General features: G+C 44.6%; 18 protein-coding genes. 11 read left to right on the forward strand and 7 right to left on the reverse strand.

Going from position 1 to position 22,493, the window contains the following annotated elements; all coding sequences use genetic code 11:
* Nucleotides 1-128: 128 nt before the first annotated feature.
* Nucleotides 129-1,004, forward strand: a complete 876-nt coding sequence (locus ACHUET_RS13340; RefSeq protein ID WP_394213488.1) for a mechanosensitive ion channel family protein — start codon at nt 129-131, stop codon at nt 1,002-1,004.
* 11 nt (nt 1,005-1,015) lie between these two features.
* Here the strand turns inward: ACHUET_RS13340 and ybeY are convergent, their stop codons facing one another.
* On the reverse strand, nt 1,016-1,621 hold the full coding sequence (gene ybeY, locus ACHUET_RS13345) for an rRNA maturation RNase YbeY (protein WP_394213490.1): 606 nt from the start codon (nt 1,619-1,621) through the stop codon (nt 1,016-1,018).
* Between the two features lie 180 nt (nt 1,622-1,801).
* Nucleotides 1,802-2,887, reverse strand: a complete 1,086-nt coding sequence (locus tag ACHUET_RS13350; protein ID WP_394213541.1) for a PhoH family protein — start codon at nt 2,885-2,887, stop codon at nt 1,802-1,804.
* A gap of 608 nt (nt 2,888-3,495) precedes the next feature.
* Here ACHUET_RS13350 and ACHUET_RS13355 point away from each other — a divergent pair.
* The 3 genes from ACHUET_RS13355 (at nt 3,496) to ACHUET_RS13365 (ending at nt 7,447) form a co-directional block, all read left to right on the forward strand.
* The gene (locus tag ACHUET_RS13355; RefSeq protein ID WP_394213492.1) at nt 3,496-4,803 is read left to right on the forward strand and encodes a UbiH/UbiF/VisC/COQ6 family ubiquinone biosynthesis hydroxylase; all 1,308 of its coding nucleotides are present in this window, start codon (nt 3,496-3,498) and stop codon (nt 4,801-4,803) included.
* Between the two features lie 108 nt (nt 4,804-4,911).
* Nucleotides 4,912-6,171 carry an FAD-dependent monooxygenase gene (locus ACHUET_RS13360; RefSeq protein ID WP_394213494.1) on the forward strand — a complete coding sequence of 420 codons (1,260 nt, stop codon included), beginning with the start codon at nt 4,912-4,914 and terminating at the stop codon, nt 6,169-6,171.
* Between the two features lie 37 nt (nt 6,172-6,208).
* A complete protein-coding gene (locus ACHUET_RS13365; protein ID WP_394213496.1) occupies nt 6,209-7,447 on the forward strand; it encodes a PIN domain-containing protein in 1,239 nt (412 codons plus the stop codon).
* Between the two features lies 1 nt (nt 7,448).
* Here the strand turns inward: ACHUET_RS13365 and ACHUET_RS13370 are convergent, their stop codons facing one another.
* On the reverse strand, nt 7,449-8,360 hold the full coding sequence (locus ACHUET_RS13370; RefSeq protein WP_394213498.1) for a LysO family transporter: 912 nt from the start codon (nt 8,358-8,360) through the stop codon (nt 7,449-7,451).
* A 209-nt stretch (nt 8,361-8,569) separates the two neighbouring features.
* On the opposite strand from ACHUET_RS13370, the gene ACHUET_RS13375 reads away from it, so the two are divergent.
* From ACHUET_RS13375 to ACHUET_RS13385, 3 genes are read left to right on the forward strand one after another with little or no spacing between them, the layout of a single operon-like run.
* The gene (locus tag ACHUET_RS13375; protein ID WP_394213500.1) at nt 8,570-11,251 is read left to right on the forward strand and encodes an alpha/beta fold hydrolase; all 2,682 of its coding nucleotides are present in this window, start codon (nt 8,570-8,572) and stop codon (nt 11,249-11,251) included.
* Between the two features lie 3 nt (nt 11,252-11,254).
* Nucleotides 11,255-12,460: a patatin-like phospholipase family protein gene (locus ACHUET_RS13380; protein ID WP_394213502.1), complete on the forward strand. Its 1,206-nt coding sequence runs from the start codon at nt 11,255-11,257 to the stop codon at nt 12,458-12,460.
* Entirely contained in the window at nt 12,457-13,284 is an 828-nt protein-coding gene (locus tag ACHUET_RS13385; RefSeq protein WP_394213504.1) for an SDR family NAD(P)-dependent oxidoreductase, read from the forward strand. Before ACHUET_RS13380 ends, ACHUET_RS13385 begins: the two co-directional genes overlap by 4 nt.
* Before the next feature lie 26 nt (nt 13,285-13,310).
* On the opposite strand, the gene ACHUET_RS13390 is transcribed toward ACHUET_RS13385, so the two are convergent.
* The 3 genes from ACHUET_RS13390 to nadA all read right to left on the reverse strand — a co-directional run bounded on the left by ACHUET_RS13390 (nt 13,311) and on the right by nadA (nt 17,394).
* Entirely contained in the window at nt 13,311-14,204 is an 894-nt protein-coding gene (locus ACHUET_RS13390; RefSeq protein WP_394213506.1) for a phosphatidate cytidylyltransferase, read from the reverse strand.
* 99 nt (nt 14,205-14,303) lie between these two features.
* On the reverse strand, nt 14,304-16,253 hold the full coding sequence (gene nadB / locus ACHUET_RS13395) for an L-aspartate oxidase (RefSeq protein ID WP_394213508.1): 1,950 nt from the start codon (nt 16,251-16,253) through the stop codon (nt 14,304-14,306).
* A gap of 1 nt (nt 16,254) precedes the next feature.
* Complete coding sequence (gene nadA, locus ACHUET_RS13400) at nt 16,255-17,394, reverse strand: quinolinate synthase NadA (RefSeq protein ID WP_394213510.1); 1,140 nt, start codon at nt 17,392-17,394, stop codon at nt 16,255-16,257.
* A 368-nt stretch (nt 17,395-17,762) separates the two neighbouring features.
* On the opposite strand from nadA, the gene ACHUET_RS13405 reads away from it, so the two are divergent.
* The 3 genes from ACHUET_RS13405 to ACHUET_RS13415 all read left to right on the forward strand — a co-directional run bounded on the left by ACHUET_RS13405 (nt 17,763) and on the right by ACHUET_RS13415 (nt 20,687).
* Complete coding sequence (locus ACHUET_RS13405) at nt 17,763-18,794, forward strand: NUDIX hydrolase (RefSeq protein WP_394213512.1); 1,032 nt, start codon at nt 17,763-17,765, stop codon at nt 18,792-18,794.
* Nucleotides 18,795-18,964: 170 nt separating this feature from the next.
* Entirely contained in the window at nt 18,965-19,825 is an 861-nt protein-coding gene (nadC, locus tag ACHUET_RS13410; RefSeq protein ID WP_394213514.1) for a carboxylating nicotinate-nucleotide diphosphorylase, read from the forward strand.
* A gap of 220 nt (nt 19,826-20,045) precedes the next feature.
* Nucleotides 20,046-20,687, forward strand: a complete 642-nt coding sequence (locus ACHUET_RS13415) for a MarC family protein (protein WP_394213516.1) — start codon at nt 20,046-20,048, stop codon at nt 20,685-20,687.
* 75 nt (nt 20,688-20,762) lie between these two features.
* Here ACHUET_RS13415 and ACHUET_RS13420 read toward each other — a convergent pair whose 3' ends face one another.
* Nucleotides 20,763-21,365 carry a LysE/ArgO family amino acid transporter gene (locus ACHUET_RS13420; RefSeq protein ID WP_394213518.1) on the reverse strand — a complete coding sequence of 201 codons (603 nt, stop codon included), beginning with the start codon at nt 21,363-21,365 and terminating at the stop codon, nt 20,763-20,765.
* A 128-nt stretch (nt 21,366-21,493) separates the two neighbouring features.
* Between ACHUET_RS13420 and ACHUET_RS13425 the strand changes: the two genes are divergently transcribed.
* Nucleotides 21,494-22,294: a hypothetical protein gene (locus tag ACHUET_RS13425; protein ID WP_394213520.1), complete on the forward strand. Its 801-nt coding sequence runs from the start codon at nt 21,494-21,496 to the stop codon at nt 22,292-22,294.
* The last annotated feature ends 199 nt before the right edge of the window (nt 22,295-22,493 follow it).

Below are 22,493 nucleotides of genomic sequence, written 5' to 3' on the forward strand. Positions count from 1 at the left end.
GATAAAAAATTAGTGACACGATAAATAAACATAGAATATCAATGAATACGTCATAATATTCGACGATAATAATCAAGATTGATCGACACCCAAATTTATAACACACCGCTATAGAGTAAAGAGTTAGTATGGAATTTTTAGGTTTTACAGTAGATGTTGCAACGCTCACTAGCAATGCACTAGAGGTAGTCATCAAGGTGGCTTTGGCAATAATTATATTTATCGTTGGACGTTGGCTTGCCAAAAAAGCCGTCGACTTCTCTGGTCGTCTAATGACGCGTAGTCATTTAGATGAAACAGTCTCTGGCTTTTTAAGCCGTCTGTTGTATGGCGTGCTATTGGTTGTCGTGGTCTTAGCCGCACTTAGCAAAGTTGGCGTACAGACCACATCGGTCGTTGCTATCTTGGGCGGTGCCGCGGTTGCGGTTGGTTTGTCACTGAAGGATCAGCTGTCGAATTTTGCCGCTGGCATTATGATCGTGACTTTTCGCCCGTTTGTGCGCGGTGATTATGTGCAAATCAGCAGCTATACGGGTACGGTGACCGAGATTACCTTGGTCAACACCCATCTAACGTCCATTAACAATCATGATATCATTATTCCTAACAGCGACATCACAACTTCAGCGGTGGTCAACTATACAGCACTACCCAATCGCCGCGTCGATATCACAGTAGGTATTGGCTATGATGCGGATATCAAAATAGCCAAAGATCTGATGCTGAGCCTCGCCAGAAATAACCCGTTGTCTTTTACCGATCCTGAGCCTATTGTACGAGTGACCAATCTTGGTGACAATTCAGTTGATTTGACATTGAACGTGTGGACAACCAATGCTGACTGGTGGACCATGCAGTGTCAGTTACTTGAGCAGTTCAAACACGCGTTGGATGACGAGAAGATTGAGATTCCATTCCCGCAGCGTAGCGTCCATGTCAAAGGCTTGGATCAAATGATCAATCAAATGGGTCAAGCGCAAAAGCTGCCGACCACTAAAGATTGATTAAGGCCGAATTAAAGATAAGGGTTTGGTAGGTTTAGGCCTGCCAAAATCTCAATCTCAAAGCGCTCCATCTCATCTTGCTCGGCCTCTCCGAGCTCATGATCAAAACCTAGTAGGTGCAGCACGCCATGTATCAGCAAATGGCTGATGTGCTGTGCCACGGTTTTGTCTTGCTCATGTGCCTCTCGTACCATGACCTCATGACAGATAATAAGCTCACCAAGAGACAGTGTTGGCATTAGTCCGATGATGGCGATAGGCAACTCGCTTGGATAAGACAAAATATTGGTCGCGTAGTCCTTACCGCGTGCCTCTAAATTGAGGGCTTGGCCTTCGATTTCATCTGTAATGTATATATCCAAGGTTTTAGGTTTTTCTTGCCACAGCTCAGAACCGATATCTGCAAAGTAGGGTAGCGTCAGACCTTCATTGATGCGCGCATTGATATAATCTAAAGTTGCCATCATGACAGATAATAGATACTTACGATCATAAAACGTATCAAGCGTTTCATCATCGATACTATCGGCTGCATTAATATCCAGTGCTACCAAGCTATCATCGTCATTAGTGGCGCTATGATCTTGGTGGCTATTATTACTGTCAAATTGGTTCATATTGTTGTCCTGTTTTATTATGAATGGGCGTGTTTAGTCGGCTATACTCAATCTAGACCATGCCTCATCCAGGTAATGCTAAACCTAAGCAATCTTTGCTAAGAAAAAACCGGACTACTTTAGTAATCCGGTTTTTCTATGCAATATAAATCTTTATAGTAAATTGTTCTAGCATTATTATTATAGTTTGGCAGCAGCATTAGCCACAGCTTGTCTACGTTCTTGTTCTTTGATACGTTCAAACTTACGTTTTTCTTCTAAAGCCATTTGCTCTTCATCGTATACGTCATAAGCTTCAACGATTTGTTGTACCAACTGATGGCGTACCACGTCTTTTGAATCAAATTTGGTGATATGAATCTCTTCGATGTCTTTTAAGATATCCATCGCTTGCGCCAAGCCTGACTTATGACCGCGCGGCAAATCGACCTGCGTGATATCACCAGTAATCACTGCACGTGAGCCAAAGCCCAAACGTGTCAAAAACATTTTCATCTGCTCGGGCGTGGTGTTCTGCGCTTCATCCAAAATGACAAATGAGTTATTGAGCGTACGACCACGCATATACGCAAGCGGGGCGATTTCGATGATTTGTTTTTCGATCATCTTGCCAACTTTCTCAAAACCTATCATCTCATAGAGCGCGTCATACAATGGACGCAAGTAAGGATCAATCTTTTGCGTCAAATCACCGGGCAAGAAGCCCAGTTTTTCGCCAGCTTCTACGGCTGGACGCACGAGCAAGATACGCTCAATCTCGTTACGTTCTAGCATATCGACAGCACAAGCGACCGCAAGATAGGTCTTACCAGTACCAGCAGGGCCAATACCGAACGACACATCAGAGCTTAAGACGTTTTTTACATAGCGCTGCTGGTTGCCACCGCGCGGTATGATACGACCTTTGCGCGTACGCAAACTAACAGGCGTAAACTCATTAGCCTCATCTGATTCTGCATCCTCGATATCATCATCCTGCTCATCGTCGTCCATATCCTCATCACGCGAGATGCTAGATTGGATAATCAGATGCAGCTCTTCTGCGCTAATATCTTTGGTGTTTTGGGCTTCATCGACCATCTTATAGATAATACGTTCACCGCGCTCGACAGCGGTCACATCGCCACTTAAGCAAAAATCGCCTTGGCGTTGCATGATTTTGATATCGAGGCGTTCTTGGATATATTTCATGTGATTGTTATATTCGCCCAGCACGGTTTTGAGCTGTGCTGGCGTTAGGGATTCGAACTTTATACGGCGGCTCATGGTATCAGTCAAGCGATTATCCTTGTATTGTGTGCCCGGCGCTGTGATTTAATTTTGATCGCGTCACGGGTTTCAGAGATAAAGTAGTTAGTAGCGTTATATAGGTGTCGAGTAGTTATAGTAGATACTAAAAATGACGGTAATATTATTGTTGGTTTTGTGGAAGATAATAAATAAAAGTCTTGCCTTCATTATGGTAGAGAATTTTTAAAATTCAAGCGATACATTGAGCAGATAGCGTAGTTTTTGTATGTCGATTGCAATCAACACACAGGCCTACCCTAAATCGAGTCAACGGCATGTCTATTAAGTTCATTTATCAGTTAGATAACATCATTAATGAAAAGTGACGCTCGCATTGAGATATTGATAAGTTAAGTTTTTACTGATTTTACCAATATAAACCTTGCTTGGGATGAGGATGGACGAACGATTTGTCTACGGTTAAGAGCACGGCATGATAGGCAATTTGTGGTAATCTATGAGCGATATTACAACGCTTTACGATTGAGTAAAAAGCGGCTTTTATCATATAAAGGCTATTCAATAAAACGGCTATCAATCGCCAAAGACGTGTCTGCCCAACAATTATAATAGGAACAACAACGATGCAAGAGACAGGTTCACCTTTATCCAATTCTGAAAGCCTACCTGAAAAGAGAGAGGCAATCACCGACCAGCAAGTGCTTATCGTCGGTGGCGGTCATGTCGGTTTGTCTTTTGCCTTACTACTGGCGCATCACGGCATTGCTAGCACGCTATTAGAAAAAAACCGTTATCCAACCATCAGTCCGACCGATGACCGTACGCGCAGTCATTATTTGGACAGTCGTAATACGGCATTATCGCGGCGCACAGTACAGATCTATCAAGAGATTGGTCTATGGGACGAGCTACAAAGCCATGCGTGCCGTATCGATAGCGTGCAGATTAGCGAGCAAGGTAGCTTTGGGCGCGCGCAGCTGAATAAAGCCGAAGAGAAAGTAGAATCCTTTGGACAAGTGATTGAGAACGCATGGCTCGGGCGTAAGCTTTTATTAGCCGCGCAGCAGTCGCCGCTCGTTACCTTGATTGATAATGCCAGTGTCAACGCCGTTGCCCAACAAGCGGACGGCGTGACGCTGAGCTTTAGCAACGATGACGCAGCAGAAAGTGAGCAGCAGCTACAGGCCAGCGTATTAGTCGCTTGTGATGGACGCGATTCTACCGTACGTCCATTATTGAATATAGGCACTACCACCTATGACTATCAGCAAACGGCTATCGTTGGCGTGGTAGAGACTGATAAGCCGCACGAGCATGTCGCAATTGAGCGTTTTAGCCCAGCAGGGCCACTGGCGGTATTACCACTGACGGATCCAGAGGGCGATGGCAATGATGAATATCAACAAGGATATAGAAGATCTGTGGTTTGGGTCTGTGCAACAGGTGAAGAAACCAAATATCTAGAAGACGACGCCCATTTCTTGCAGACGCTACAGCAAGCGTTTGGACAACGCGCTGGCAAGTTCGTTACTGCTGGTCGCCGCGGCGCATATCCATTGTCCCGCGTACTAGCAGACAAGCAGGTTGAGGGTCGCTGCGTCATTATGGGCAATGCCGCTCATACTTTGCATCCTGTCGCGGGTCAAGGGTTCAATCTGTGTATGCGAGATGCGCATGTATTGGCGCAGATGATGAGCTCACAAGTGCTCAAAGGTGAAGATATCGGCAATGCACAATTACTACAGCGCTATGAGAAAGCACGTCAAACGGATCAAAAGCGGGTGATTCGCTTTTGTGATGCCGTAGTACATGGCTTTACCCATCCTAATCCCGCCATTAAGTTTGTACGTAATATGGCATTACTGGCCTTTGATAAATTGCCAAATATCAAGCCATTGGTTGCGACTTACGCGATGGGTCTAAAGTCATAACAGCGTATCAAAATACGATTTTTTTAAAACACACAATAAATAAGAGGGGAGTCGTCCGTGCATCATTTATAGGATGATGGACGGACAATGCTCCAAAAAGGATAGTTCATGAAAGACAATCATACGCTGATTATCGGTGGCGGTATTGTTGGCGCGACACTCGCGCTAAAGCTGGCACAAAATAAAATGCCAGTGACATTGGTTGATGCCAGTCCTGCCCGTGACGAGTCAGCGTGGCAAGCGGTGCTGAGTAAACGTGACGCGCGTGTCTATGCGCTCAGTCTGGCGAGTATCAACTTGCTCGAAGAGGTTGGCGCGTGGCAACACATTGCCGCCTCCCAGCGTAAAGCGGACTACTCACAAATGCAGGTCTGGCAGTTGAACGGCATGGGCGAGCTATTATTTGGTGATAGTCGCGATCAAAGCGCTGCGCCTGAGATACTCGGTAGTATGGTCGAGCCTGCTGTTATTGAGCACGCATTATGGCAGCGTTTGCATGAAGCGGATGTCAGCGAGTATCTGACCGTTATCGCTGGTCACAAAGTGGTAAATATGGATTGGCTGGGTGCGCAGCAAGGCTACCGTGTGACCTTAGATAATGGAACAGCGACTGAGGCGCGTCTATTAGTCGGTGCTGATGGTCGTGGCTCATTTGTCCGTCAACAAGCAGGAATTGGGCTCGATACGCTTGATTATAATCAAACGGCGATTTGCTGTGCGATTCAAACTGAAAAACCGCATCAAGCGACTGCCCGCCAAGCCATGTTGCCAACGGGGACGCTAGCGCTATTGCCGCTAGCGGATATTACTGATGACGATAAGGTAAATCCACAACATTGGCAATCTATCGTATGGACATTGCCGCGCAATCAGGCATTGGCATTGATAGAGGAAGATGACCGCTTTATCGCGGACAAACTTGCGGCAGCGAGCCATTACGAGCTGGGTGCTATCGAGCAGATTGAGTCCATTGCCAGTTTTCCTTTAGCGGCACAACAAGCAAAAAGCTACGTCGCTGATAACTTAGTACTCATAGGCGATGCCGCCCATGGCGTGCATCCGCTGGCAGGTCAAGGATTGAATCTCGGTATGCTCGATGTAAAAGTGTTGTGTGAGCAGTTGATGCATGACTTTACCCGTAGTGGCGCCACGCTGTGGGGCGGCAATCAAACGCTGCGTCATTATGAGCGTTCGCGCCGTCCGCATAATAGCCTGATGATGCATAGTTTCTCTGCACTGAACTGGTTGTTTGCAGGATCGCTTGCCCAAACGCGCCCCGTGCAGCAAATCCGTAATGAAGGCATGTACCGCGTTGGTAAGATTAAGCCATTGATGCGATTGTTTGCGAAGCAGGCGAGTGGGGTATAAGTAATCGTAACTTTTACTAAATGATAAGAATATTTTGATGAAGCATATTTTAATTGATTATGAAAACATTCAGCCTAAAAGCTTTGATGGTATAGAGACAAAAGATTGCCATGTATGGCTGTTCTTGGGTGTTAATCAGCAGAAGAGTCTACCACTTGAGTTGGTTGAGACTTTGCTCGAATTTGATAACGAAAGCGTTCATATCATTAGAATGCAGCACGCAGGAAAAAATGCCTTAGATTTTTACTTATCTTTTTATCTTGGCAAAATTTCTGAAATTGATCCTAAGGCTGATGTTTGTATTTTAGCAAGAGACAGTGGTTATGATATCTTGGTTGAGCATCTTAATAGCGCCTATGATGGTATTAATATCGTACGATTAGCAAGTGCTAATCAACTAACCGTCGCTGACGAATCAAATGGGAAAAATGCTTCAGATGTAGAAAAAAGCCAATTTATCGTCGCAGATAACCAAGGCGTTTTGTGCGATCACATCAATAATATCATAATAGAAAATCAAAAGTCTCTAACTCAAACTATCGAAGATAATGTACCTAAAGCAGTTATACATGAGTGTTATGTCTTAGTGTTTGATAGCATCGTTAATCGTAAAGTGTTTTTACCGAGCTATAAATCCAACCTCTTATATTCAATGAAGAAATATGTTCCAGTGACAGTGCTAGAGAGATTCAATAGTACTGAGCAAGACTATATTTTTGAGAAAGTTTTCGAAAAGTTTATCAGAGCAGGACTCATTAGTATTGATGAAAAAGAAGAAAAGCTCAGTTATAAAGTAGATAGTCAAGGAATATTAGATTTAGTCACTGATCAAGTTTTACGAAGTAAGGCGAAAGAAATTGATGGATTGAATAATGTGATCAAGCAAAAACTTGCAAGTTATCGCCAAGCAAATAATCAGAATCAAATTGATTTAGTTGTGACGTACCTCAAAAAGAAGGACATAATAAAACAAGATAACAAAACTATCTATTACTCACCTTTTGATAATATCAAAGGAAATTCGAGTAAAGTATCACAAGATGATGATAATAATAAGAATAGCAAAAACTCTGCTGCAACATATCAACGTGCAATAGCACAGCTAAAAAGTAGACCAGCAAATACTCGACCATCCAAAAAGTCAAGTTTAACAAACTATCTTAAAAGCCATCTACGCAATGAAGATCCTAAAACTATCGATAAGCTAGTCAAACAGATGGTTAGTAATAAAATAATCGTAATATCAAATACGAATAAGCTAATCTATAAAATATAACTTAACCTAACGCCGAAAAAAGCACCATCAGTACAGGCGAGACAATATTAATCAAAAAGCCAAAACTGATCGCCAGTGGCACAACTTTCAGACCACCTGATTGCTGAATAATAGGCAAGGTAAAATCCAAACTGGTCGCACCGCCGAGACCTACCGCAGCAGAAGGATATTTGCGCATAAATACAGGAATAAATAGCAGCGCAAAGAACTCGCGTACCAAATCATTAAATAGCGCGACGCTTCCCCATACCGCACCATAAGCATCGGTCATGACAATCGCGGATAGCGAATACCAACCAAACCCTGATGCCATTGCCAAGCCTTTAGTCCATGACACATCTGTGAATAGTAAGGCAAACACAAGTCCACCGATCAAAACCGATAGCGTAAAGATAATACTCATCTCAACGCCGCGCTTGTTGAGCATGACTTCTTTTAGTGTAATGCCTGAGCCTTTGAGACCGATGCCTACCAACAAAATCAAAATCATCAGCATGACCGTCATAGAGTTTTCAGGTGGCATATAATCAGCGGGCAAGAAATAGCCAATTACCATCCCAATCACGACGCAAACGACCTGTGCTAGGCTGCCCCGAATACTAACGCGATGCTCTTTGGATTTGACGCTTGGTTTTTTGGCATGCCATGGTCGTACACGGTCAAACAGCATAAGTGCAAACAATCCTGTGCCAATCGTCAATATAGATAAGACTGTTACGTACAGGGCAATTTCGCCAACTTGGTTACCTAGCCCTTCTACCTGTGATAGCTCAATACCGATCAATGCCAAGATGAGATATACCAAATAAGACAAGCCTTTATCGGCAAGTTTAGTCATAGTTGGGTTAGAGGGAATGGCAAAGCCAATAAACATTGGCATCAAGACCAAAACGAGGGTAATTAAGCTTTGCATGGTGATCGGCTCGCAGCATTTTTAACAAGATATTTTAAGAAGTTTGCGATTGTAGCATATCAGCTTAGCAATACTGACATGGGCAACGAGGATGTATAGAAAATTATCAGGCGTTGATTGTCGATCAGTAATAGCTTAAGGCGCTATAATTCTTTACCAAACAAAATTTTATTGATACATTAAGGCACTGATAATATTTGGCTAGCATTATGTCGCTATACCAGCTCAAATCTCACTTTCAAGATCAGCTTCGTCCGATAAGTAATGCATTGGTTGAGCAAAATGTGACTGCCAATCAAGTGACAGTATCTGCTGTACTATTAAGCGTGGGTACGGCATATGTGGTTGCTAAGCCTGCCGTCGAAAAACAAAGATTATGGCTCTTATTACCATCTTCATTATTTGTACGTATGGCACTCAATGCCATCGACGGTATGATGGCGCGTGAACATAATCAAGCGTCAACGCTAGGCGCCGTACTGAACGAAGTAGGTGATATCGTTGCCGATACGGCGTTGTTAGCGAGTCTGTTACCTCATGTCGCTGACAAGAAAAGTGATGCGTCAGTAGTCAGTTTATCAGCTCATCAGCAGCACATTTTTAGTTTGATCGCGCTTAGTATCAGCACCGAATTATTGGGTATAGCCAGTAATGCAGTTTTAGACAACCGCGCCAATCAAGGGCCTTTAGGTAAAAGCGACCGTGCTTTTGTGCTGGGTACGCTAGGTGCAGTTATGGGTATAAAAACACCGATATCATGGTTTCATCCCAGAATGGGACAGTTTCTTATACTGACGGAGGTCATGTTATTAAAGACTTGCCTCAATCGACTGCGCTATATGGCAGCGTTATACTTGATGCGTAACCCGCCTGTATGTCGGTCAGACAAGTCCATTTCTCTCATGACTCGTCATAGTGATTCTATTCAATCTGATACCTTATCTCCTGACAGCTCTATCTCTAACTTTTCTATGTCAAATTCTGCTACTCAAGCTTCCTTTTCGGAGTCCAAAACAATGCCATCTATTTCTGAAAATACCAAAGATACCTCAAAGGATATGACCGACGATATTCATGTTCCTGAGCAGAAAATCATCAATGGTGAAAGCTGCTATAACGCTTACGATGGTACGGCTATTTATTATCGTTATTGGCTAACGATGTCTTTAGAGCAGATAAAAGAAGCCAGTCAGCCATTACGCCAAGTTATTTTATTACATCGAGGTCATGAGCACTCGGGGCGATTGGCAGAGCTAGGAGAGCAGTTTGCAAAAGCGGGCTATCAAGTATTTGCTTGGGATGCACGCGGCAATGGTCGCTCAGGCGGTATCAAAGATCATGCTGAGAGCGTCACAGAGCTTGAGCGCGATTTAGACGGTTTTGTGCAATTGGTCATGGGACAAACTGGCATCGCTATCGAAGACACGCTGATTGTCGCCAGTAGTATTGGTGCGGTACTGGCAGCAGCCTGGGTACACGATTATGCGCCCAATATTCGCGGGATGATATTGGGTACGCCTGCGCTCAGTATTCGCTTATATTTGCCTTTTGCTATACCTTCATTAAAGGTAGCACGCACGCTAGGTCTGATGTCACGTGTCAGCAGCTATGTCAAAGCCCAAGTTTTGACCCATGATAAAGACGCGCAGCAAGCCTATAATGCGGATCCGTTAATCTCTAATAGTATCTCGACCGACTTACTCATCGACACTCATGCGACAGGTAAGCGCTTGCTCGATGATGCTGGGGCTATCACCGTACCGACGTTTGTCTTATGCGCGGGTAAGGATTATGTGGTCGATAAGCAGGCTGAGCGGGCATTTTATGAAGCGATTAATATCCCGACGAAACGCTGGCAGTTATATCCAGATAGCTATCATGCGATTTTTCATGAAACCAATAAAGCCGACGTATTCGCAGACTGTATTGAGTTTGCCGAGCAGGTATTTAGCACACCAGTACAAGCGCCTGATTTGAGTACCGCCCATTTAAACAGCGCCAGTAAAGATAAAGTGGATCGTCTGGCGATTAAACCATTCAATCCAAACTTTGCGATTACCCGTTTTGCCATGCAGAAATTCGGTCATGTCAGTGCTGCGATTGCCACAGGGCTTGAGCATGGGTTTGATTCTGGTCATTCATTGGATCATGTCTATTACAATCAGCCCAGCGGTCAGAATAAATTCGGACAGGCAGTCGATAAATTCTATTTAAATAATATTGGCTGGCAGGGTATCCGCATTCGTCGTGAGCATATATTGGAGTTGGCACGTTTAGCACTTGCAGATATTGAAGATAACAATCAAAGTAGCAATAAACCATATCAACCGAAATTGTTAGATATTGCGAGTGGTCATGGTTTTTATGCGTTTGATCTATTGACAGAATTTACAGATTTGCACGCTGAATTGCGTGATTATGAGATGCATAATATCGAAGCACTGCAAGCAAAATCAGAGCAACTAGCAATGGCTAGTAGGGTAGTGACAAGCAAAAAAGATGCCTTTTATCCTATCAGTTATAGCAATGTACAGACGAAAGATACCAGTACGGATACGACAACATTTGATATCGCGATCGCTTCTGGGTTATTTGAGTTGTTCTCTGACAATACATTACCAGCGACGGCATTGGCTGGCATTTATAACAGCCTAAAATCGGGCGGTTATTTGATTTATACCAATCAACCTTGGCATCCTGAGCAGGAGTTCATCAGTAAAACATTGAACAATCACCGCGGTAGCAGTTGGGTCATGCGCTGTCGTTCGCAAGCAGAAATGGATCAACTGGTTGAGCGCGCAGGCTTTAAAAAAATCACAATGCGTATCGATCGCTTTGGTATTTTTACCGTGTCATTGGCGATTAAAATTGCACAAACTGATGATGAGTAATAGATGAATAATGAGCGGATCAAGCCTTATGAGCGTGTGCAGCTTTTTTCAGGCGGTGGCTCACGCTTTGGTTATTATTTGGGTAGCTATGCAGCCCTAGCAGCGCATGATTTGACGCCAGATATTATCGTTGGTACTTGCGGTGGTAGTTTGTCTGCTTATTTGGTTCATCTAGCGCCTGATCCTAAGCACTTGCAGGAACTCATGAGCAGTCGCGAATTGTATCGTGTCATTACTGCAATCCGACATGTTGCACCAGAGGAAGCCAGTAGGCGTCTAAAGCTACGCTATATGACGAGCGCACTCAAACGTTGGCGGTTATCAAAGTTGCGAGGTAATGGACAACGTCAGCAGCAAACAGACAGCTACGAGCGACTGTTAAATGAGCTACAGCAGTTGGCGATGTTTCGTATCGATAACGAGGCAGAGTGGCTCGATGAGTTGTCGCAGTTTGCTACTAGTAACAATAATAATGGTAGCAACGATAATAGCGCTGCTCATAAAGCGTCACCAGAGATAGCTATCATTGCTAGCCGTCTGTATCAAGCGCCTGCTGATGATTCGTTTAATACAACACTAACCCTGCAAGAGTTATTGTTTGTGCCGCCGCGCTTAGCAAATTTGCAAAATTCAGTATTGAGTCTGGCCGACGAGCAAATGACATCACCTGCGCACACCTTTGCAAACGGACGCATACACCCGTCTGTGAAAGTACAAACTCAATGGGATTTTGTCTCAGTGGTTCGCGCTTCTATGGCTGATATGTATTATCTACCGCCCACGTATATCACAGAGCTTGGTTGGTGCTTAGGCGGCGTGATTAATCTCACACCGATTGAGCTGGCTTGTCAGTTGGCTGAGACAGTATTTGCCGAGACCAAGGCAGGGTATGACTCATGGCTTGCTGCCCCAGCGATTCAACGTGTTTTTGGCTTTGATCCCAATGAGCGTTTGGCACAAGTACATGGCTATCAATCAATAAAAGAGCCATCGCATACTACTAGTAAAAACCGTCAGCTACATTGGCTGCCATTCACAGATAACGCGCAGCAATTAATAGGGCAAAATGTGCAAAAGCGTTTTAACCTAAAACAAATGACAGTTGAGCTAATACATAGCGATTATGATAGATTTGTGCAGCAAATGCAGGCGCAATGGCAGTACGGCTATCAACGTACGACCGATTACATACAGCAGCATGGCCTATGAAACCCGCTAGTCAATCTAAGAATATGAACAACACGCCGCATATTATCGTTGTTGGTGGTACAAGTGGTCTCGGCTTGGCATTGGCGCTGCATCATCAAGCGCTTGGCTGGCAAGTGAGCGTTGTGGGGAGTAATGCGGCAAAGATAGCCGATATCAACAGCCAATATCCTACCATCGTGACCTATGCATGCGACTTGACCGTTCAGGATCAAACACAAGCACTGTTGGACAGTTTGTCGGATATTAGATTTCAAAGGCTTATCTATAGTGCTGGCAGTTATACTAATGAGCGTGTCCATCAGTTGAACCAAGCCGATAGCGATCAAATGCTAGCGATTAATTTACAAGCATTTGAGCAGGTTTTTAGATGGGCAAGCAGTCGATTAAAGCAGCGGTTAAAACAATCACATCAGGCATTGGATTTGACCAAATGTGGCAGACCAAGCCTTGTCTGTATTGCTTCTATCGCAGGGACAATGGATTATCCTTATGCCAGTCTTTATGCAAAAAGCAAACGCGCAATGATTGCGACTGCCAGCGCGTATCGAGCGGCACTTGCCCCTTATGATATTCAAGTGAATGCTATTGCCTCAGGTTATATCAACACTCAAGCGTTACGTGATTTGAATAACGGTGATGCCAGTCATAAGCCATTTATCATGAGTACGCAAACAGCAGTCAGTCATGTTATGCAAGCGATTGATAATGATGTAGAGGTGGCAATATTTCCACGCTCGATGCGATATATCACGAGTGTTTTAAATCATTTGCCTAAGCCTGTACTCAATTGGCTATTACGTAGCAAATTGGATAAAACCAGATAATGCTGCTATCCGTACTGTGATTATAGTTAACCAAGTAGCCAGTAAAATAGGGTAAATAATGGGACACCGATGAGCAAACTGTCTATTCTATCTAATACGCCGCCATGTCCAGCGAGCATGGTTCCCGTATCTTTTACCCCGTGCTGGCGTTTAAACGCTGACTCTAATAGATCGCCAAAAATACCGCTGACTGCCAAGCCATAGGCCGCTAACAGACAGACCCAACCGTTAAAAGGGGTAAGCCAAAGCCCCAATAATGCTGCCAATATCGCTGCAAAAAAACTGCCAAAGACAGCACCTTCAATGCTTTTATTGGGACTAATCGTTGGAGCAAGTCCTCGCTGAAACAGTCTGCGCCCCAGCAATCGCCCGCATAGATATTGGGCAATATCATTGAACTGACTGGTAAATAGTACGAAGAGCAACACACCGTATTGCTCGCGTTGCCACGTCAATTGCTGTAAGGCGATCAGGCTAACTATTAGGGAAGCAAAGACAACGCTGAATAGCAGGTCTAAAAAGTTAAGCCGCGTATAGTTTTGCGTAGCGTTCAAGGAGGCATTAGGACAGCGTAGAGAGTCTGGCTGCAAACCGCGTGCTCGAAGTTTCTGAATAAGAGTTTCTCTACTGCGCAGACACCATAGGCGTTTGATCTCATAGCCACCGCGTAAACCAATTAAAATAAAAAATAAAACAATCAGCCATTGATAGGGGTGCGCTTGATAATTGGCGCTTTGGTTGTCATTCGCTATCTTTGCAATCACATAACACGTGCATAGCGTCGCTAACATCAGCCACCAAGAGCGCGCAATTAAGTATATCTTCGGTAAACGTTTGCGCAGATAAGGGATGGCAAGTGCGCCCCAAACCAAACTGACAACCATCATCAGGGCAATCACAAACAAAATGTCAGCAGCCATACCTTTAATACTCAAATAGTAGAGGATATTTAGAGCCTATCTGTAATGATAGCTTAAATACCTCTTTAACTATAGAGTTAGATACTGACTTTAGTAGACTTAAGTGCTTTCTATAATAGGCACGCGCATTCTCTCTTCTTCTATAATATTAATGAATGATTCAAGGGTGGATTTTTTTAGCGGCTCAACCACACTCGTCCGCGGAGTAGCCGCTAGTTTTGGATAATCAAGGCGATAATGTCCACCACGACTTTCAACGCGTTGATAAGCAGACTGAATAATTAAAGTCGCTAATTCAAGCTGCCTAGCTAATTGAAAGTAGGCAAGTCCGCTGATAGTAGTAGGGCTGCGTTTATTACTTGCATCGGATTGATCAGACTCAGCATCTGTTAGCCAGTCTTGCCACTTTTGTATTTGGGTTAGTGCTTGTTCTAATTGACTGGCGCTACGGGTGATACCCATATTGGCTGTCATGAGCGATTTTAGTTCTATGATTATTTTGGCAACATCAGTTTTTGCGAGACTAGTATCAGTGCTGAATCTTTTAACGGCATGACCACATTGTTGTGCGACAAGCCCAGAGGTAGACAAGATCACAGGCTGCGTATCTGTAAGAATTGGCGCTGACCAAAACTCAATGGTTGATTGATCGACCTCGCGATAAACGTCAGTATCGATTTCTTCTAAGCTTTCTAAGCGCTCTAAATACTGAGGCAAGTGGGCTGCAATATTGCGACCAACCACCACGCACTCCAATAGTGAGTTACTTGCTAAGCGGTTCGCTCCATGTAGCCCTGTATAAGCGACTTCACCAGCCGCATAAAGTCCTGGCACATCTGTCAATCCATTGGCATCAGTCACCACACCGCCACAACTATAATGCGCAGTCGGGGCAACTGGAATAGGATCTGTCGTGATATCAATCCCAAGCGTTAATAGCGTTTGGTAAATCTGCGGGAAATGCGCTTTTACAAAGTTAGCAGGCAAGTGACTGACATCAAGATGCACGTAGCCAAGTCCATTGTTATCAATCTGCGCGGCTATCGCCCGAGCGACGATATCGCGCGGTGCCAATTCAGCACGTGTATCCATGTCCAACATAAAGCGGACACCAGTTTGCGGACAATATAATCGTCCTCCTTCACCGCGCAGTGCTTCAGATATCAAAAAGCTGCTGTCATCTAGCGCTAAGCCTGTTGGGTGAAACTGAATGAACTCCAAATTTGCCAAGCGGCAGCCTGCTTGCCATGCCATCATCACGCCATCACCGACACAGACGTTAGGCGCGCTGGCACGCTTAAATAATTGACCCAATCCACCACTAGCCAGTACGACTGCACGACTATGAAAGATAAGCTGACGTTCATTGACATGATCAAAGACAAGCGCCCCTCGGCAATGCTTAGCATCGCTACTATCTGTAAAAAAAGGCTGACTGCTAGTTATAGGCTGTGTCAGTAACTCAAGCGCTTCATGATAAGGCAAGATAGTGATATTGGTAGCAGCTTGCGCTTTGATGGTCAAGGCGTCCATCACGTGTCGACCCGTCGCATCATCTGCATGGGCGACGCGTCTACAGCCGTGACCGCCTTCTTTTGTTAAATGCAAGTCGCTGGTCTGTAACTGAGAGAAGTCCTGTGCGCTTGTATTATCCAAAACCTTAAGTGAGTTCTGCGTAAAAGGGACGCCTTGCGTACATAGCCACTGAACTGCCTGCTGTCCTGCACCCAAGATACTGGCAGTATTATCAGGTGTGCAAAGCCCTGCACCAGCCACTAAGGTATCAGCAACATGATCAGACACAGAGTCATCTTTGTCTAAGCTGGCAGCAATACCGCCTTGGGCATAATGACTTGAGCAAACCTCAAGCGCCGCTTTGCTCAAAACCGTGATATTCAGTGACTTCGGTAGCGATAACGCTGTACTCAAGCCTGCCAGTCCAGCACCAATGATAAGGACGTCAGTTTTGACAATATGGCTCATGCGACTACTCCTACAGTTATCAGGAATGATGGTGCGGGTTTGATTGGCTAAGTGCGGCTTACTCATGCTAGGCTGCCCCAACATTGGCAAACAATGCACGGTCTTGGACGATATCGCCACTGGCGGCCACACGTTGCTTTTGTGATTCAGCAAAATCAAGCATGCGTTGCAAAGGTTTTCTAGCAGCGGCGGCAAGCTCAGGCGTCATTAGTACCTCACCGCTGTTATTGGTCAAGCATTGCTCGATACCTTTTAGGCCATTCATCGCCATCCAAGGACAAAACGCACAGCTCTTACAGCTCGCACTTTCACCAGCGGTAGGCGCTGCCAAAAAGCGTTTGTTCGGTGAGCGTTTTTGCATTTCATGCAATATGCCTAGGTCAGTTGCAACGATAAAGGTGTCAGCATCCATCTCATATGTTGATTGCAACAGTTTACTGGTTGAGCCGACGATATCAGCGAGTTCAACCACGCTATCGGGCGACTCAGGATGTACCAAGACCTTGGCTTCTGGATGTTCGGCTTTTAATTGCAGCAATTCAGTGGCTTTAAACTCATTATGCACAAGGCAAGATCCTTGCCAAAGCAGCATATCTGCACCCGTCTCACGAGCGATGTATTTGCCCAAATGACGGTCAGGACCCCAAATGATTGGCTCCCCTTGCGCATGCAAATGATGGACGATGTCAATACCGACCGATGAGGTCACGACCCAGTCGGCGCGGGCTTTCACCGCGGCACTGGTATTGGCATAGACGACGACGGTACGCTCAGGGTGGGCATCACAAAATGCTGAAAACTCATCAGCAGGACAGCCCAAATCGAGCGAACATTCCGCCTCCAAATCTGGCATAAGCACGGTTTTTTCCATACTTAAAATCTTTGCTGATTCGCCCATAAATCGTACACCAGCGACGACTAGGGTCTGGGCGCTATGAGCTTGTCCAAACCGAGCCATCTCAAGCGAATCACCGACACAGCCACCTGTCGCGAGGGCTAAGTCTTGGATAAAAGGATCAACGTAGTAATGTGCCACCAGTACGGCGTTATTATCTTTCAATAATTTTTTGATGTTTTCTTCAACTACAATGCGTTCAGCACGAGGCAAGTCTGCTGGCATTTTTGCTCTTGCATATTCGATGTTCATCTGAGTGGCGATGCGATTGTCGGTACTCATAATGGGTGCGTCGTAAGGATAAATTTTCATAATGGCAACCTCTGTTGGCGCTATAGTGATAAATGGGTGTGCTAAAACAGGATGTTTGGCTAAATAAAATTAATTTGTTGTTTTAATTATGCTCATTTTGAGCATAAATACAAGTGTTTTTTGTATACCTGCTGATTAAGTACAGCTATTTTCATTACCTGTGAGTTAGCCAAATGGTCTACATTTTTAGTTTACCTTTATGTAGAAGCTAACGTTTAGCGACTGATTTTGATGTTTTATAATTACAACGCCAGACTATGATATTGCAAGATTCACGTTATACTGTTTTAGATTTGAGGCGTACCATCATTATTAGCCTTGAGAACCCTTTTATGAAATTTTAAAGAGACAGGATAATCCCCAAAACTATGACGTTGTCTTATTCACATGCGCACCAGCAAGGTAGCGGCACAACAGAAGTGGTCGCCGTGTTGGTCGCGATTACCGATCATATCGCTCGTGTCCTAACCGTTGACCAAGGTAAACTGCTACCAAATGGGCCACTCATGCCGCTACATCGCTCGCTGCAAGCTGGCGTACGTCAATGGGTAGAAGAGCAGACGCAGCAGCCACTTGGATATTTGGAGCAGTTATATACTTTTGTCGATACCAATAGACGTAACATTGACGGTCATGCGCTCGTCTATGTTAGCTATTTGGGCCTAGTGCAAGAGACGCAAACGCATGCGCTCCAAAGTAAAGCACTGTGGCGAGATTGGTATGATTATTTCCCATGGGAGAATCATCTAGATGGTATGCCTAGGATCATTATGGATTTCATTGTTCCTGTGCTTTTGGAGTGGGCAAGTACCGCTGAAGATTCAGTTGCCCGGCAGCGTAGGCGTCAACGTATTGGTTTGTGCTGGGGACTAAGCGAAGGGTTTTTGATAGATAGCGAGTTCATAGAAACTGAGTCAGTTGGAGACAAGACTGATGAAAGCAGAGAATGGATCGCAGAGCATGTGTTGCTACGCTACGAGATGCTGTATGAGGCAGGACTGATACCTGAAGCGCCTAATTATCCGCCCAATTACCAAGCAGTTGAGCTGCCAAGCGACTGGTCTCAGCGTATCGGCATACCAATGTATTACGATCATCGCCGCGTAATTGCCACCGCTATCTCCAGACTACGCGCCAAGATTGAATATCGACCGCTTATCTTTGGGTTGATGCCAGACGTGTTTACTTTATCGCAGTTGCAGCAGAGTGTTGAGGCATTATCAGGCATACGCTTACACAAACAAAACTTTCGCCGTTTGCTTGAATCACAGAATCTCGTAACTGAGACAGGAGAGAGTAGTAGTGCTCAACGTGGTCGCCCTGCCAAGCTCTATCGTTTTCGTCATGATATAGAGCTACAAAGCTTATTGATGGACAGCAAACTTCCTAAGCGTAAATAGTGAGCATAAATAAACACGACTGAATCAACGTCGTATCCAAATCTACTGGCTCGATAAAAACTTTTTCACCTTCCCTTGCAGGAGCGTCAACTTTACGCTATATTTATGCTCATTTTGAGTTTAAATGTTTAGACATTTTTATTCATATTACGCCTACATAAGGGTCAAACATGACAATTGAAAAAGAGCCAACATTGGATGACGTATTGCTTAAACCTTTGGTAGAAGATGCGCTAGCGGAAGATTTGGGCAGGCGTGGTGATGTCACCTCGCAAGCCACTATCCCAGCAGATATGCAAGCACAACTGCAAATTAAGGCGCGGCAATCAGGCGTGATATGCGGTATGGATTTGGCGCGTTTATCTTTTGCCTTAGTTGATGCAAACATTGAGTTTTTGGCTCAAGTGCAGGATGGCGAAACAGTCGCCGCTGGTGCCGTATTGGCTACTGTAAAAGGTAATGCACGCCATCTGCTAACAGCAGAACGTACAGCATTGAACTTCATGACACATCTTAGCGGTATTGCGACAGCGACCCGCCAGATCGTCGATAGCGTGGCGCAATATCCGGCACAAATTACTTGTACGCGTAAGACCATCCCAGGCCTGCGTATTGTACAAAAATACGCGGTACGCTGCGGTGGCGGTCGCAATCATCGTTTGGGGTTGGACGACGCGATTTTAATTAAAGACAATCATATCGCCATTGCCGGTGATATAAAGACGGCTATCGAGCAAGCACAACATTTTGCTGGGCATCTGATTCCTATTGAGGTTGAAGTAGATACACTAGAGCAGTTAGAGCAGGCATTAGAGGCGGGTGTGAGTTTGGTATTGCTAGACAATATGTCGCCAGAAGTCTTATCGCAAGCGGTTGCCATGTGTAAAGGTCGAGCAAAGACTGAAGCATCTGGTGGTATTACACCAGAAACGGTACAAGCAGCCGCCAGTACGGGAGTCGATTTTATCGCGATGGGCTACCTAACGCACAGTACTACCGCCTTGGATATCGGCTTAGATTTTAGTGCATAGGCTGTCAATTATTTCAGCTTCATCTAAGCCGCAACTTTTTATATTCGCTGGATTTTTCGCCAAGATGACATAGGAGGGTAACCGAGCAAAGTTAATGATTTAACTCGCTTATCTGCCTATGTTACAATGCTATTATGAATTGCCTATTGGGTCATCGTCGCACTCGCACGATGGCCTTATCTTTTTGCACAAGCGGTATCAATAGACAAGCGAGCGCTCAGTGAATACTGAAATTATCAAGATAATCCTAGCCTTTATGGTATTGATCAATCCATTTAGCGCATTGACGTTGTTCTTGGATTTGACTCGCGGCTATTCGATGAACAATCGACGCAAAGTTGCGCGTGTTGCTTGTCTGACCATTTTTATCACCATCAGTTTTTTTACGGTGGCGGGTGAGACCTTACTAAAAGCACTAGGTATTTCTATTGGCTCGTTTCAGCTGGCTGGTGGTATATTGGTGTTCTTGATTTCACTAAATATGATGAATGGTGAAGGCAACCCTGTTAAGCCTGATCAAGAGAACTTCGATGTCGACCACGTGCAAGATTCACCGCCGACGATGGCCTCAGCAGTGGTCCCCCTTGCGATACCGATGATGATTGGACCAGGTGGTATTTCTACCGTTATTATTTATTCATCACAAGTCTCAGGCATTTTGCAGGTATCTGCCATCATCATTGCTGGTCTCTTCATTAGTCTATTTTGCTATCTGGCATTGATGGCAGCTGGTCGTATCAGCCGCTTGTTGGGTGATACTGGTCTGAATATTATGAGCCGAATCATGGGTATGCTATTGGCAGCTGTGTCTATCGAGATTATCGTTAGCGGTCTGCGCACACTGTTTCCTGCTTTAATCTAAGCTATTTATTCTGTCTCTAATATTGAGCGCTGAAAATCCTCTTAATTTATCTAGATTTAATGCCTAATGTTGTATTTAGCTTTGGTATAAATGCCAAGCCAGATATAACATTAGCAGTCCTACCAACGCATCCAGTATATTCCACGCTTTTGGCTTCGCAAATAGAGGTCTCAGCAAACGTGCGCCATAACCTAGGGCAAAGAAGAAAAAAAACGACGCGCTAATTGCCCCAACGGCAAAGGTGAGTTTGCTACTCGCGCCTGTTGAAACCATCCCAACGAGCACCAATGTATCTAAGTAGACATGTGGATTTAGCCAAGTGAAACCAAAGCAGAGTAGTAGCGCTTTTTTTAAGCTGGTCACTACTTGTCCATCAACGTTCAAAGCATGCGATACGCGTACGCTGGCATACAGACTCTGTAAGCCGTAGCCTAATAAAAATAAAACGCCTGCTATTCTTGCGATATCTACCACATGCGGATAGCGTGCGGTGACCGCACCAAAACCACCAACGCCCGCTGATATTAATAGCGCATCGCTTACCGCACAAAACAGACAAACAAAAAATATGTGCTCACGTTTAAGACCTTGTTTGAGTACAAAGGCATTTTGTGAGCCGATGGCGATGATGAGCGATAATCCAAGCAGGAAACCAGAAATATAATCAGAAGCATTCATAACAAGGCGCTTAGCATTTAAGAAGTGAGCGGAGAGAGTAGGAATGTTGACACTTTGCGTACTGGCAGGTCAGCAAAAACCTGTTAAGATACGCTATTGAATGAACGTATGCAATACGAGCACAATGTGTGTGTACTGGACGAGGGGCAGAGCAAGTCATGGTAGTCAGTTTGACAAGAATGCTAAAGTCATTTGGGCAAGCTCAAGATGACCTACCAACGTTAGCTGCCAACAATGCGCAGGAGATGGGTGTTAACCATAATTTAAATGACAATAGTGATAATGTCGATATCCATCATGATAATGACGGCACTCAATCAAATCACAAACGTGCTGCGTTAACACCGCCGGAGCGGGTAGACCGTATACGTGATGCATTGGCGCAAGTGAACGATATTCGCTCATTAACCCCGTTGACTGATCGCTATTTGTCCAATCGTGCTCACATACGCCCGACCAACAGACCACCTTTTGACCCCGATACTTTGTGGTATCTCAAACATGGACGTTGTCCGATTATGACTGAGCTTGTTGATGTGGTCGATGAGGCCACCCTAAATGCCATGCCTATCGAAGCCGTTGCGATATTAGATCGTATCAACGGTAAGCTAAAACGCTATCGTGAGTGGAGTAGTGAGCTCAACGAGCAACAGCAGCAGCAACATAATGAGCGACAGTTTGTCATTGACAAGCTCGTGTCCGAAAGTATCCCTGAGGCCCTACATCATTATGAGCAGCTACAGCGCTTTAGTCCGCATCGCACCAAAAACAATATGGTACAGGGTAAAATGACGGCAGGCGATATGCTGACAGATTTATTTTTAGAGATTGATTATGAGCTTGATGAGTTATTGGATGAGCTGCATCAAACCGTTTTAAATCGTCTTGCCTCGACACATCGTTATGTCAAGAGTCGCACGCAAAGCTAGCGTATTTTATAAAATAAAAGATTATCCAAAAACATAACAGACTCAATGTATAACAATATAAGGCTTTAACAGAGCCTTATTTTTTTGTTTAATAAAAGCATTGCTAAACAATAAAATTGACGACACCAAAATCGCCTAGCTTAAAATACTGATTAAAATAATAAGAAATTTGCCAAACTATTCTGTCAAACAATAAGGA

The organism is Psychrobacter piscatorii, from assembly GCF_043641605.1.
Lineage (GTDB): Bacteria > Pseudomonadota > Gammaproteobacteria > Pseudomonadales > Moraxellaceae > Psychrobacter > Psychrobacter piscatorii_C.